The following is a 12536-nucleotide window of genomic DNA, read 5'->3' on the forward strand; positions in this document are numbered from 1 at the left end:
TCCGAGGCGGTCCGAGTGTTCACGATCGCGATTGTTCGCGGAGAGAGCTCCGACCGATCGGCAGTCGGCCGCGATACGGGGTTCGGCGCGTATGTTCTCACCGCTTGTGTTCATCGAGACTCCCGCGGAAGGTTTCGATCCCCGGGAGTTTCGTCCGGCCGGGTGCGGCCGGTGAAAACATCATCGAGTGGGTGAGCGCCCGTGAAGATCGTGGGGCCGTAGGCGTGCCGAAGCACCGTCAAGATCGCGTTCAAGGGTAGGTCGTCGAAGACTCCTCGCTCGCGGACATACTCCATGTGCTGGGCTCCGTCTGCGGTGAAGGCATGCATGAGAGCATCGCGATCGCCGTCGAATTCCACTGGCGGCACGCCGAAACGAGCGCACAACTCGACATTGAATGCCGGCGTGGCCTTCAACCACCGGCCCTCGATGTAGAGGCGACTGTAGCCGTGGTAGACGAACAGGTCGGTGCCGCCCATCAGCGTGCGCAACGTCTCGGTCTGCAGGTGATTTCGGACGTCGGCGAAGCCGAGCAGTGCTGGGATACCCGCCGCCCGGCACACTGCGGTCAACAGCACCGCCTTCGGGACGCAGTAAGCGCGCCCGGCCTCGAGGACGAAGCTCGCTCGATAGTGGGCCGGATCGTCCGACACGGTGTATGGGTCGTACCAGATTCGGTCGCGGACGGCGGCGAAGAGGCGTCTGGCCTTGTCACGGTCGCTGCTCGCATCTCCGATTGCCGCGGCGGTGAACGCCCGCACGGATTCGTGCTCGATGTCGAGGAAGTCCGTTGCTCCCAGGTATGCGTGTGGTGGCTGCGTAGTATGTGCTCCGGGCGGGCGGTCTGTCATGGTCATCGCTGATGTTCCCTTCTCTGAGCAAACCGGTTGCTGTTGTGTGCACAACGACCGAAGGATCGGTCAGTTGCGCGCGAGTCCGCCGAGCATCAGGTCTTCGCGTTGGACGGGGAGTCGCTGGGCGATCACCCGTTTGCTGTACATGAACTCGCGCGGGCGACCTATGCAGTCGGCGGCAATGAGCTCACCGGCCTGGAGATAGAAGCAACTGAAATCACTGTCGCGGGTGGGGTCACCGCTGAGAACCACTTCGTCGTATCCAGTGTTGAGGCCGGCGATCTGCAGCTTGAAGTGATACTGATCCGACCAGAACCACGGCAACGCTTCGATTTTTCTGGACTTCCCGCAGGCGGTCGACGCAGCGACTTTGGCCTGCTCTCCTGCGCTCGAGACGGACTCCAACCGTAGTCGACGGCCGTAACGGGCCATGTCGTGGCTCGCGCAGTCCCCCGCCGCCATGATGTCGGGGTCGTTGGTCCGAGTGTGATCGTCGATCACGATGCCGTTGTCGATGACAAGACCCGCATCGGCGGCGAGGTCGGTGTTCGGCTCGACGCCGACACCGACGATGACCAGATCTGCGGGGATCGATTCTCCGCTGGCCAAGGTGATTTCACGAACCTCACGGTCACCGGACAGGCCCTGAACCATCGCGTTCGTTCTGATGTCGACTCCCTGTTCGCGATGTATCCGCTCGAAGAACGTCGATACCTCGGGAGCAGTGACCCGCTCGAGCACACGCCCAGTTGCCTCGAGGACTGTGACCTGTACGCCCAGTGCGCGCAGCGATGCCGCTGTCTCGAGTCCGATGTAGCCGCCTCCGACGATCACCACCCGCTGGCCAGGGCCGGTGGCCATACGTATCCTCTCGACGTCCGCTGCGGTGCGCAGGTAGTAGACCCCGTGGAGATCGGCCCCGGGAACGGTGAGCCGACGAGGGCGGGCTCCCGTGCACAGCGCGAGCTTGTCGTAGGCCAGCTTCTCCCCGGTGTCGAGAACGACGTTGCCTTCCGACCGAACGATGGTCTCCACCTGCGCGTTCAGGAGCTGAATACCTTGCTTGGAGTAGAAGTCCGTGCTGCGAATGGCGATATCGTCGAGTACGCATTTGCCCGCCAGGTATGCCTTCGACAGCGGGGGGCGTTGATAGGGAGCGGCAGACTCGTTACCGATGAGGACGATGTCGCCTGTCCAACCTTCTTGGCGCAAACTAGCTGCCAGTTGTGCCCCAGCATGGCTTGCGCCGACGATGATCGCCCGTTGCGATGTCATACGCTGGAAGTAGGCGTCAGGCGCACCATCATCTTGCTGATGCCCCGCACGAAATTCGACTGAACATACTCGGGGTCGCCGACGACCTCGATGTTCTCGAAGCGGGGAAGCAACTCCTCCCACAGAATCCGCAGCTGCATTTCGGCCAGCCGATTGCCCATACACCGGTGCACACCGAATCCGAACGCGATGTGATTGCGCGCATTGGCACGATCGATGATGAAATCATCAGGATTCTCGAAAACGCGTTCGTCGCGGTTACCCGAGGCATACCACATCACCAATTTGTCACCCTTGCGGATGAATTGTCCGTTCAGAACGGTGTCGGCTTTGGCGATTCGGCGCATGTACGCCAAGGGTGTTTGCCATCGGATGATTTCCGAGTTCATGTTGGGGATCAAATCGGGATTGGCCTTCAATTTCTCGAACTGGTCGGGGAATTGGTTCAACGCAAGAACGCCACCGCTCATCGAGTTTCGCGTGGTGTCGTTGCCACCGACGATCAGCAGGACGAGGTTGCCCAGAAATTCCATCGGACGATCGATCAGATCCTTGGTGTCCTCGTTGCTCTGCAACATGGTGATCAGATCGAAACCGGACTCTTCCCCTGCAGACCTCCTGGCTGCTTTGTCATGCCAGAGAGCGCTGAGGCCACGGGCCATGTCACGCATGCCTTCGAACACCTCGTCGTTGTCCGAGGGCCCACCGTTGGCTTGCTCCATCGAGGTTGCCAAATCGGACCAGTAGACGAGTTTGCGGCGTTGTTCGTAGGGGAAATCCAGAAGAGTTGCGAGCATCCGAGCTGTCAACTCGATCGAGACATTCTGCACCCAGTCGAACGGCTCGTTCAAGGGGAGGTCGTCCAATACCTCCCGTACGCGCGATCGGATCAGTCCCTCCATCTCCCGGAGGTTCTTCGGTGCGACAACCCCCTGGACGGCAGCGCGCTGCTTGTCGTGGTGTGGTGGGTCCATCGCGATGAACATCTCGATATCGAGAAACCGGGGCGGAACGCCGATGACGATGAACGGTTCGGCCGAGAACACAGCGTGATTCTTGTCGACGGCCACGATATCGGCATGGCGCGTGACCGACCAGAACGGGCCGAACGGACTATTGGGTTGGTAGTGCACCGGTGCCTCGTTCCGCACGCGCTCGAAGTACGACTGCCACCGCCCTTGTCTGTAAAGAAAGGGGTTACTGAGGTCGATGTCGGCGAGCTCGACATCCTCGACCGGTGGGATGGGACTTTCGACGAAGATCTTCTTGCCATTCGTGCCAGTCACCCACCGTCGGGTCTTGTCGTACAAATGAGCGCCCTGGATCTGCAGCCCTATCGGGATGGTCGACTGGACCTTGTCGGCGATCGACTCAGAAACTTTCATGCTGTCGTGCCTGCCTTTCGCACATCACAATTGGAATTCAGGTGTTCGAACGATCAGGCCATCCCACGCTTCCGAGGCCACCATCTGGCACGACAACCGAGACGTGGGTTCACGCTCGGGGTTCATCGCCAGCATCTCCTCCTCGTCGGCGCCGGACAGACCCACCTCTCCTGACCACTGCGGGTCGACGATCACATGGCAGGTGCCACAGGCCGTTTCGCCCCCACAGTCTCCATCGATCCCCGGCACAGCATTGTCGGTTGCAATCTGCATCAGCGAGCGACCTTCGACCAGAGCCGCCTCGTGCTTCTCACCATCGTGGGCGACGAAAATTACAGCTGCCATGTCAACTCCTCGTTTTCCGGCGTGATTGACGAAAGTGTCGTCGCAAACGCGGGTGACGGCTATGTTCGGTGGAGTCATAAACTTGTGAATTCGGGTCAAAGGGGTCACCGTGAAGCTGAGCGACGAGGGCGTGCCACCGCTTGCGTTCGTTCAGTTGCTCGAACGCCGCGCACTCGACCCTGACGCCGCCGCGCGGCTTCGTGTGATCATGCACCGCGAAGGAACCAGTGAAGCGACGCTCATTCAGCATGACGTTCAGGCACCGATACGGTGGTTTCGGGAGGTCTATCCCGAACTCGATATCGCCCAGGCCACTCGACTCGGATTTGCGTTTGCCGAGCAGGCCCAGTTGACATCGTTCGGGCCTCTGAGTTCACCTTTGATCAGCGCTGGTTCGGTCGCCGAGATCGTCGATCTCCTGACATACCTACCATTGATCTCCACGGCGTTGAAGTCGCAGTTCCACACCGGCGACTACGGTCTGATCGTCGGGCTCACTGCGCACACAGGCGATTCCGCACTGGACTGCTTGGTCATCACCTACGGTGGGTCGGCGTTACTACGACTGCTGGACATGCTCGCCGGTGACATATCGCCGGTGACACTCCATCTGAGCTGGCCGGAGCCGGCCGAGGTGAGCCACGACGAAGGTCCGGGGGCGAATCGCCGGTTCTTCGACGCTCCGATTTCCTTCGTCCACGTACCCGAGGAGACCCTCAACAAGGCTTGTCGCTTCTCGGACCCCCTCGCATATCGTCTCGCTATCGCTGATCTGCAGCGAACACTCGCCCAGCGGAGTGGGTCCATGTCATCCGCCGAGAAGGTGAGGCAACAGTTGGAAAAGGACCTCGGACAGCGAACCAACCATGATGTTGCACAAGCATTGTCGATGTCGAGTAGCACGTTGAAACGGCGGCTTGCCGAAGAAGGAACCACCTATAGCAAGGTGCGCCACTCGCTGCTGTACGAGCGCGCGATGCTACGGCTCCTCGACCGATCGGTTTCGGTCAGCGAGATCGCTACCGAACTCGGATACAGCGACCTCGCCAACTTCTCTCACGCCTTCAAACGCTGGACCGGACGCTCTCCGAAAGATTTCCGAAATCCCCGACTCTCAGACGACCCGGATTCGACGTAGACCCCGCAGAACGGGGTCGAGATCGATGCCTCGTTCGTTCGCGGCCTGATCGATCTTCATCTCGGAGATTTCTGAGACGTCACCGCCTCCCTGCCGTGAGAAGAAGAGTGTGTGCAAACCCGAGTACCAACCACTAGTCACTCGACGGTGTCGGCCGGCACGCGTGCGGTCTCCGATTCGAGAAAGTCGACGAGAGCTTCCAACAGGCTGTCCGCGCGGGTTTCGACATCGGCCAGGACAGAGTCCACGTCGTCGAGAAGACCGTGGGCGTGTCTACGCGCAAGCGTTCCGCGTTCGTAGTAGCCGGGGTCGAGTAGAACCCGCGGTACTGGATCCGGTGCCGCGATCTGCTCCGGATGTTGTGACCGCGCAGTGGGCTGCAGGTGGGTGGGTGCCCTTCCGTCCCAGTGCATTCGCACGATGCCCGCTACCGCACGGGCGGTCAGCGGGGTCGCAGCCAACGGGGTGTGGCCCCACCGGTCGATCGCAGTCGACAGCGGATGTTGACCGGCCGGGTCGAAATACCGGTCGTATCCGCCGAGCCCGGTGCCGTCCACGGCATCGAAAGCGTCGGCGAGCATTCGGGTGCTCGGATACCGGGCCTGATGGCCGAGCACCTCACACCAGCGCTGGTACACCGTGCGCGGAGAAATGCCCGTCCCCGCCAGCGCGAGGGAGGTGAGGGTATGAACGCCGCGGCCTGTCTCGATGCGAAGGGCGTCGAGACCCGCATCGGCGGTGACATCGCATGCCCGCAGGGCCGCGATCTGCGTGTACGGCAGACCTGTCGTAGCGAGCGTGAGGATCAGCGCGTCTCTGCGCGCGAACAACGCTGACGGCCAACCGTATTCGGGGAGTCGGGCGATGATTCCGCCGATCACGGCTGCCACCTCCTGCAGGCGCGACGTGCGGGCCCCATCCAGCGCAGCCCGGACGGTCTCAGCGCGCCCTGGAGGAGGTAATAGATGCCGATGATGAGCGGAGTCGATCACCGCGATCCGGCGGCGTTGGGTCGTCGGCGCGGCGGGGTGCGCATACAGGAACCGAGCAAGTGACTCAGGAGAGGCCGCCAATGGGGGTTCGCCATGGGCGGTGCACCAGTCCTCGAACAGTGACCACGTGTGCCGATCCCGCCTCGGTATCGACGTGTTCGTGATGTCCGATGCACGTATCGGACAAGGGCGGTCGTCGTGGTCAGCATCTACCCCTGTCGTCCCGTCGCCGCTCACTGGTTCGGTCGGGTGCCTGGTCATAGGCCGAGCTCGGTGACGGCGTTGCCGACCAGTGGCGCATTCTCGTGAGCGTATGTTTCGACCATTGCGGGTGTGGTGTGCCCGGTTTGGCGCATGATCGCATGCGCGTCGGCACCGTTGCGGAAGGCCTGCGTGACGAAGCCGGAACGGAGGGAATGCCCGCCGAGCTGGGCGACGGTGTCGGGGCCGTATCCAGCTCGAGTAGCGCGGCGGCGGATCGCCGCGTGCACCGCGGCTCCGGACAGGGCTGTGTCGGAGAGGTTGCCGTTCTTGCGGACGGACCGAAACAGAGGGGACCGTTTCTCGACTACAGGAAGGGTGCCGCGGCAGATATGGGAGTCGAATTCCACTGCGCGGGAAAGTATTCGGATGACAGCAACTCTGCCGCCGGTGTCGAACGCTGCGACGATCTGCAGCCATCGCACCCACGCGCAGACCGGACATGACTCGTGGCGGTCGGTGAACGGGAGTGCTTTCACGGTTCCGGTGCCGTCCTGGTCGGTCTTCGATTTGCGGATACGTACGTGCGCGCCGTCGAGGCGGTCGCGGTGGACATCGCGGCATTCGAGCGCTACGAGTTCGCTGCGGCGGAATGCGCCGGTGTAGCCCATCAGGAGCAGCGCAGTGTCGCGGCGTTCGAGGACCTCCGACGCCCACCCGGCCCCACCTCGACGCGCGTAATCGACGATCGTAGTGATGTCGGAGGTCAGCAGCGGTGCGCGCGGGTTACGGGGCCGCTCCCCCGCAGACGCGTAATCCCGCCGAATACCCGAGAGAGTGGCGCGCACCATCTCGTGCCCGCACGGGTTGTCGTAGCCGGTAGCGCGGTGGCGGTCCGCGACCGCCGCGATCCATTTGCCGAACGTCGACGGCGCATACGCCCGCGTCCCGTCGACGGTGAGCGTGTCGGCAGCCGCAACGAGATAGGCCGCCACCGTAGCGGGATGCGCCGGCAACGCGTGGTGCCCGGCGACGGTGCACCAGGTCTCGAAGCGTCGCCACGCCGAATCGTAGGCGCGGCGGGTAGCACCGGACCGTGCCGACGCCATCGACCGTTCGATCCGAGCGGCGACCTCGCCCGACAGGTCCGGAAACACCTCCGCACTCCTCACCGGGACGACTGAATCCGTGTCCAGGACCTCACCTAGCTGCCGATCTGCCATGACAGGGACTGTAGCGAGCACCCCCGACAGCTCTTTCGAGTTGAAACGCGCTGAGCAGGGATTTAGACGAAGACGGTGCGGGAACGGAAATTCTCGTCGGTCACCGCACACAGACCGTGGGTGACTACAGGAGGCGATTGATTCCCGCGTAAAAGCGGGCGTAGAAAAACGTGGGGTGATCATGCGCGCTTCAGTCCCAGTCCAGTCGGATGCCGAGCTCGACGAAGGCATAGGCCAGCTCATCGATGTCTTCTTCGGTGCGGCAACCCGTTCTCGCCAATCCGAACAGAGATCGGGCGGCGTCGCTGTCGACGCGGGCGGCGGCGACAGCGGCATCGATCGCCGCAATCACACCGTCCCAAGCGCTGCGGGCGGGTACCGGACTGCGAGACCTTGTCGGAGCGGTCCCCGGATCGACCGGCTCGTACCGTCGCGGCCGCAGCAAGCAGGCATCAGCACCGCTCGCGGCCATCTCATCGTTCTCCACCGCGATGATCGCGGTCGCGGCGGCAAACAAAACCTTCGCTTGCTCGTCCCACCGCAGTTGCTCGAACGGAACCCATGATGTCCGGAGCGGGCGAGAATGGCCGGTGGACTTCCAGATCGCGCTCAGTGGCTTCGCCCACCATCCGGTGCGGACCAGCGGCGTCGATACCTCGTCGACGACGGTACGCAGCAGCCTGAACCACACTGCGGCATGAACACGGCCCGCGCCGAGCTCGACCGACCCGCTCGTCAATGCGGCGGCGGTGCGCCGGTCGATTTCTGCGACGACTGCCGGTACCGGTATCGGTGATGCGTGATCGTCCGAGCCTGCTGGTGTCCTCTCCCAGAAGACCAGCCTGCCGGGTACGACACTGCAGAATTCCAGTCGACAGTGATGTTTCGTGCAGCTGGTCAGCATCGGGTACTGATGAGCCATCATGACCGCGATATCGGCGTCTGTGTCGAGGTCGTCGATACACAAGGGACATGCCCGCGTATCGAGCTTGCTCACCCAGGGAAGCCACATGCCGGCGGGCGGTGCGCGTCGACGTCGATCTGCCATCGCCAGACCCGCCGGTAGTAGGACAGAGAACTGATGGGCGTAGGTGTCGAAGTCACATTCGGCGGGGTCGGTGCTGTCGAGGAGCCAGGGCGTGCACCCCGCTAGCGTCATCTCACGCAGCCGTTCCGCCGCACAGGTGCTCCTCTGGGCGAGGGCGTCCAGCACCGGCTCGGGTGTGTAGCGGTCCAGGTCCACGCCCGGACTCTCGAAGCCGAGCCCGTCGAGAAGGTCCGCTGTATTGATCAACGAATACAGTGCGCTGGTCCGGGCCAGCCACGACATCAGAGTCTCACCAGGTAGTGGTTGCGGGTGAAGGGGCCACCGCGGATACGCACTGTGGGCGAGCGCTGTGTGCGCTGCAGGGGCATCGGATGGAATTGTCATGCCAGGTGCCGCTCGAAGTGGCGGCGGCGTTCGGTAGGCCCGGAGTAGACGGTCTGCGTCAACACCTGTGAGGTGATCGCTTCCTCTCCGGCCTCTAATGCGGTCACTGCGGCCGCGGTCAACAGCGTGGCCAGTTCGCCGATGGTGCCCTCACACCGGGTGAGGAGGTAGTCGGTCATCTCCGCCGATGTCAGATGCGAGGGCGCACGCAATGGGAAGCTGGCGGTGAAACTCGCCAGCAGGGAGCGGGTGTCGGTGTCGTTGGTCCAGATCGGCAGCGTCATGGGGTGAAAACGGTTCTCCAACTGCCCATCGCTGCGGATAGCGAGGTACGCCTCTCGGGTACCGACTCCGACGAGAGGGATCCGCAGCTCGTTGCCAAGAAACCGCAACAGGTTCAGAAATTCTCGGCGCACGTTGTCGCGGCCGGCAAGAACATTGTGGAGCTCGTCGATGATCAGCATCCGCACCCCGGTCGCTCGCAGCAGCGTAACCGCTTGCTGTTCGAGTTCGTGAACGCGGCTTCGCGGGCGCATCGGCGTTCCGAGTGCCGCGAGCATCGCCAGGTAGAACCGTCCGGGTGCTGGGTCCGGGGGCATCTGCATACACAGCACCGGTATCTGCTCACGGTCGGGCAAGGTGACCGCAGGGTGCGCACGCCGGAACTTCTCGATGATCATCGACTTGCCGTTGTTCGTCGGTCCGATCAGAAGCAGGTTCGGCATTCGTTGCCGATCCGGCCACCCCAGCAACGTCTCGAGGTGCTCGATCACCGACCGTGCACGCGGATACCCGATCCACCGTTCCGTGCGAATGTGCCTGATGCGTTGCGCGGCAGGGAGAACCGCGATCGGTCTGACCGAACTGCGCAGATGGTTGAGGTCCGCACTACCGGGGTCGATGTCTTGGCAGCTACGGTCGTCGCCGTCGCCTGCGGGCGTGATTCGGGGGTCGTTGTTCACCGTTTCACCATTCTTCGATGTCGTCGAAGATCGGAACCGACACGTCGTCGGTGCCTGGGCCAAGCTCGGGCGGGCCCATCGCGTTCGGTGATGTCACGACGCTGCTCAGGTGCGCACGACGACTGCGGTTACGTCGAGCCCGTCTGGTGTCCTTCTGCGCCGATGTTGCGATCTCTCGCATCTTGTCGATCATCGAGAACAAGGCGTGTTCGTCGATATGTGCTCGGCCGTGTTCGCGCAGTCGTGTCACTGCTGCGCGATGTTCCCACAAGGTCACCGCTGGATGTGACATCGTTCGATACGGCACCTCGATGTATCCGCCGCCGCTGTCGGGGTCCAGGACCCACACCCTGCTCAGATCTCGTGGGTCCCGGCGGATCACAAACTGGCCCAGGGTCTCTCGTCGGGCGATCCACGGTTTCAGAGCGTTCGCGAAGTACTGGATGTGGTCGATGACGAACCCCGTCCGCGTCAGGCGACGGCGGATGACGGGAAGGAAGTCCACCAGGAATGCGGTCTCGTCCACCACCGTCGAGCTCGCCAGAGCACTGTCAGCGTCGGTGCTGCTGGTCCACCGCGCAGCCGGGCTCTGCCGGAGGCCGGTGTGCACCTCTGCGTGATACGCCGCGACCGCCAGGACCAGCCAGCGTTCCAGTTCTCGTAACGTCAACGCCGCCTTACTATCCGAGTCGTAGCTGCCCCGCTGAGTTGGGTTCGAGAATGTGGTGCCGGGGAGTTCGTGGACCTGGGTCATGACGGTGCCGATGATGCGTTCGACGATCCCGCCGTAATGCGGCCTGCCGGGTGGGCGGTAGCCGAGGTCGATGCCGTGTTGCTCGCAACCGCGCTGGAGCGCTTCACTTTTGAACTCGGAAGCGTTGTCGATGTACAGGCGGTGCGGCTTTCCGGCCATCGGCCACCGCACATCCGCGCCGAGGCCCAGAGAGTCGATCCATACGCTTTTGTCCGAGCACACCCGGCCCAGACACAACCCGACCGACACTGCGGACGGCGGATCGAGAGTTACCACGAACCCAGGTATGCAGCGGCTGAGGACATCGATGGCAATCGTGAGATAAGGACGTCCGATCGGCGCCCGGTCGTATTCGTCGACGATCATCAGATCGACCACGGTGTGATCGATCTGTACTTGCTGGAGAACGGCCGTCACCGGCGGCGGGACATCGCCCGCGGATTGCCGCGACCTGGCGGCGTCCGGTCCGCCACGTGAGCGTGCGACACGGCCCGGGTGCATTGCTGCGATCCGGGCATTGACTGTGTTGCGGGCTGGGATCGGGAGTCCGGCGCGGTGACAGGCCTGCGCGATACGACGATGTAGTGCAGCGACACTGAGTTTCTGACGAGCCAGGAATTCACGGTTGATGTGCTCGGTGATCACGTCTTCCACCTCGTCTGGCACGCGGGAGCGTCCACGTCCGCCTGCGGGCGCGGAGACCAGTAGATCGGTAACCGCCCCTTCCCCATTCCGGAGTATGGACAGCAGCGCGTACACCCGCCGGGGCGAGACACTCAACTGTTGCGCTGCATCCTCGACCGCGGAGGTACCGATCGCGGATCGATTCATCAGCTCGTTGAGCACTGCGAACCGTGCCCGTGCCTGCTCCCACTGCTCGGCCGACGCGGTCAAGACACCAGCCTCGACGACGTCGAACTTCTCCGCATCCATTGCAGCCTCCGAACACCCGACCCAGGTGACCGATTGTGCAGTCCACTTCTGCACTCAGAATGTCAGAAGACCACTGCAATCGGAGGTGAAACCCCAGGAAAACATGACGCCCACTTCTGAAACTGACACCAGCGCTGCAGCTCAACAACCGAACCCGGTTGTTGAGCTCGACTAACGGCCACGACGGCACCGGCCACGACGGCACCGGCCGTGCAACGGGTCGGATTGGACACCTGTGTTCGCGTATCAAGCCCGGTATTCCCGATCCGCCGACCACCGCGATCTTCTCAACACGGGTACGTGGCACACGGCGTCACCAAGACGCTGAACATTTCGCCGAACACAGCATTGTCGTCGAACTCAGAGCGGGCACCAGGCTCGGAACCGAGGTTCATTGCCACGCCGCATCGACACGCAGTCGACTAGACCACACTCGAACATGAACTGCGCCACCCAATTTAACCCCACTGCAGTAGGTCGAGAGTGAATCGGGATACTTCGAATCGAACGCATAGAACGTCTGGCGCACAAGCGCACTCAACATACCGGTGACGAGCTACGTCAAAGTCAAAGACTCCAAGGGAACACACACGACGTGTCGAGGGCAATCATGTTCACTGGTAGATCGAGGACTTTTCGATCACAGAAGCTGTTCTATATGGTGGTTGTACGCGTAGCTCGGCGGGATGAATGCTACTGACCGGCGCTCCCGTGTGGTGGGTAAGTGCAGTCGTCTTCTGAACTAGTGCAGTCGTCTTCTGAAACTGACAATCAGCCGATCCGTCGACCAGCCGTTGAGTAGTGCCAAAAACGTACGCGAAACCCGCGCATGTCAAAACATTGAAACCGATGAGTTGTGGCACAGTGAACCATCGTGGGCCACAAATACGGATACGCCAGGGTCTCAACCGCCGAACAGAACCTCGACCTACAGAGCGACGCCCTGAGCGCCTTCGGCTGCGAACGCATCTTCACCGACACCGCGAGCGGATCCACCACCACCCGGCCGGCACTGACCGAACTCCTCGACGTCCTTCTGCCC

General features: G+C 62.5%; 11 protein-coding genes. 2 read left to right on the forward strand and 9 right to left on the reverse strand.

Annotated features, from left to right (window positions below):
* Positions 1–110: 110 nt before the first annotated feature.
* The 4 genes from CH262_RS02360 to CH262_RS02375 all read right to left on the reverse strand — a co-directional run bounded on the left by CH262_RS02360 (position 111) and on the right by CH262_RS02375 (position 3859).
* Positions 111–851, reverse strand: a complete 741-nt coding sequence (locus CH262_RS02360) for a transglutaminase-like domain-containing protein (RefSeq protein ID WP_032370982.1) — start codon at positions 849–851, stop codon at positions 111–113.
* A 69-nt stretch (positions 852–920) separates the two neighbouring features.
* The gene (locus CH262_RS02365; protein WP_032370840.1) at positions 921–2129 is read right to left on the reverse strand and encodes an NAD(P)/FAD-dependent oxidoreductase; all 1209 of its coding nucleotides are present in this window, start codon (positions 2127–2129) and stop codon (positions 921–923) included.
* Positions 2126–3514, reverse strand: coding sequence for a cytochrome P450 (locus tag CH262_RS02370; RefSeq protein WP_032364182.1), 1389 nt, complete (start codon positions 3512–3514; stop codon positions 2126–2128). Before CH262_RS02370 ends, CH262_RS02365 begins: the two co-directional genes overlap by 4 nt.
* Before the next feature lie 24 nt (positions 3515–3538).
* On the reverse strand, positions 3539–3859 hold the full coding sequence (locus CH262_RS02375) for a 2Fe-2S iron-sulfur cluster-binding protein (RefSeq protein ID WP_024793405.1): 321 nt from the start codon (positions 3857–3859) through the stop codon (positions 3539–3541).
* 109 nt (positions 3860–3968) lie between these two features.
* On the opposite strand from CH262_RS02375, the gene CH262_RS02380 reads away from it, so the two are divergent.
* Positions 3969–4997, forward strand: coding sequence for a helix-turn-helix domain-containing protein (locus CH262_RS02380; protein ID WP_052047647.1), 1029 nt, complete (start codon positions 3969–3971; stop codon positions 4995–4997).
* 137 nt (positions 4998–5134) lie between these two features.
* Here CH262_RS02380 and CH262_RS02385 read toward each other — a convergent pair whose 3' ends face one another.
* The 5 genes from CH262_RS02385 to CH262_RS02405 form a co-directional block, all read right to left on the reverse strand.
* Complete coding sequence (locus tag CH262_RS02385) at positions 5135–5878, reverse strand: recombinase (protein ID WP_230591063.1); 744 nt, start codon at positions 5876–5878, stop codon at positions 5135–5137.
* Between the two features lie 368 nt (positions 5879–6246).
* The gene (locus tag CH262_RS02390; protein WP_032364181.1) at positions 6247–7413 is read right to left on the reverse strand and encodes a site-specific integrase; all 1167 of its coding nucleotides are present in this window, start codon (positions 7411–7413) and stop codon (positions 6247–6249) included.
* A 190-nt stretch (positions 7414–7603) separates the two neighbouring features.
* The gene (locus tag CH262_RS02395; RefSeq protein ID WP_052047645.1) at positions 7604–8845 is read right to left on the reverse strand and encodes a TniQ family protein; all 1242 of its coding nucleotides are present in this window, start codon (positions 8843–8845) and stop codon (positions 7604–7606) included.
* The gene (locus tag CH262_RS02400) at positions 8842–9807 is read right to left on the reverse strand and encodes a TniB family NTP-binding protein (RefSeq protein ID WP_230074848.1); all 966 of its coding nucleotides are present in this window, start codon (positions 9805–9807) and stop codon (positions 8842–8844) included. Before CH262_RS02400 ends, CH262_RS02395 begins: the two co-directional genes overlap by 4 nt.
* Positions 9808–9811: 4 nt before the next feature.
* On the reverse strand, positions 9812–11494 hold the full coding sequence (locus CH262_RS02405; RefSeq protein ID WP_032389201.1) for a Mu transposase C-terminal domain-containing protein: 1683 nt from the start codon (positions 11492–11494) through the stop codon (positions 9812–9814).
* 874 nt (positions 11495–12368) lie between these two features.
* On the opposite strand from CH262_RS02405, the gene CH262_RS02410 reads away from it, so the two are divergent.
* Positions 12369–12536 (forward strand): recombinase family protein (locus CH262_RS02410; protein ID WP_179274893.1); only part of this gene is annotated, 168 nt, incomplete at its 3' end.

The sequence above is a fragment of the Rhodococcus sp. 05-2255-1e genome, assembly GCF_002259025.1.
Lineage (GTDB): Bacteria > Actinomycetota > Actinomycetes > Mycobacteriales > Mycobacteriaceae > Rhodococcoides > Rhodococcoides fascians.

What these genes read in the sequence shown, in the direction of transcription:
- CH262_RS02360 (WP_032370982.1), bottom strand. Translation starts at nt 851, where the DNA reads ATGACAGACCGCCCGCCCGGAGCACATACTACGCAGCCACCACACGCA.
- CH262_RS02405 (WP_032389201.1), bottom strand. Translation starts at nt 11,494, where the DNA reads ATGGATGCGGAGAAGTTCGACGTCGTCGAGGCTGGTGTCTTGACCGCG.
- CH262_RS02370 (WP_032364182.1), bottom strand. Translation starts at nt 3,514, where the DNA reads ATGAAAGTTTCTGAGTCGATCGCCGACAAGGTCCAGTCGACCATCCCG.
- CH262_RS02395 (WP_052047645.1), bottom strand. Translation starts at nt 8,845, where the DNA reads ATGACAATTCCATCCGATGCCCCTGCAGCGCACACAGCGCTCGCCCAC.
- CH262_RS02375 (WP_024793405.1), bottom strand. Translation starts at nt 3,859, where the DNA reads ATGGCAGCTGTAATTTTCGTCGCCCACGATGGTGAGAAGCACGAGGCG.
- CH262_RS02390 (WP_032364181.1), bottom strand. Translation starts at nt 7,413, where the DNA reads ATGGCAGATCGGCAGCTAGGTGAGGTCCTGGACACGGATTCAGTCGTC.
- CH262_RS02365 (WP_032370840.1), bottom strand. Translation starts at nt 2,129, where the DNA reads ATGACATCGCAACGGGCGATCATCGTCGGCGCAAGCCATGCTGGGGCA.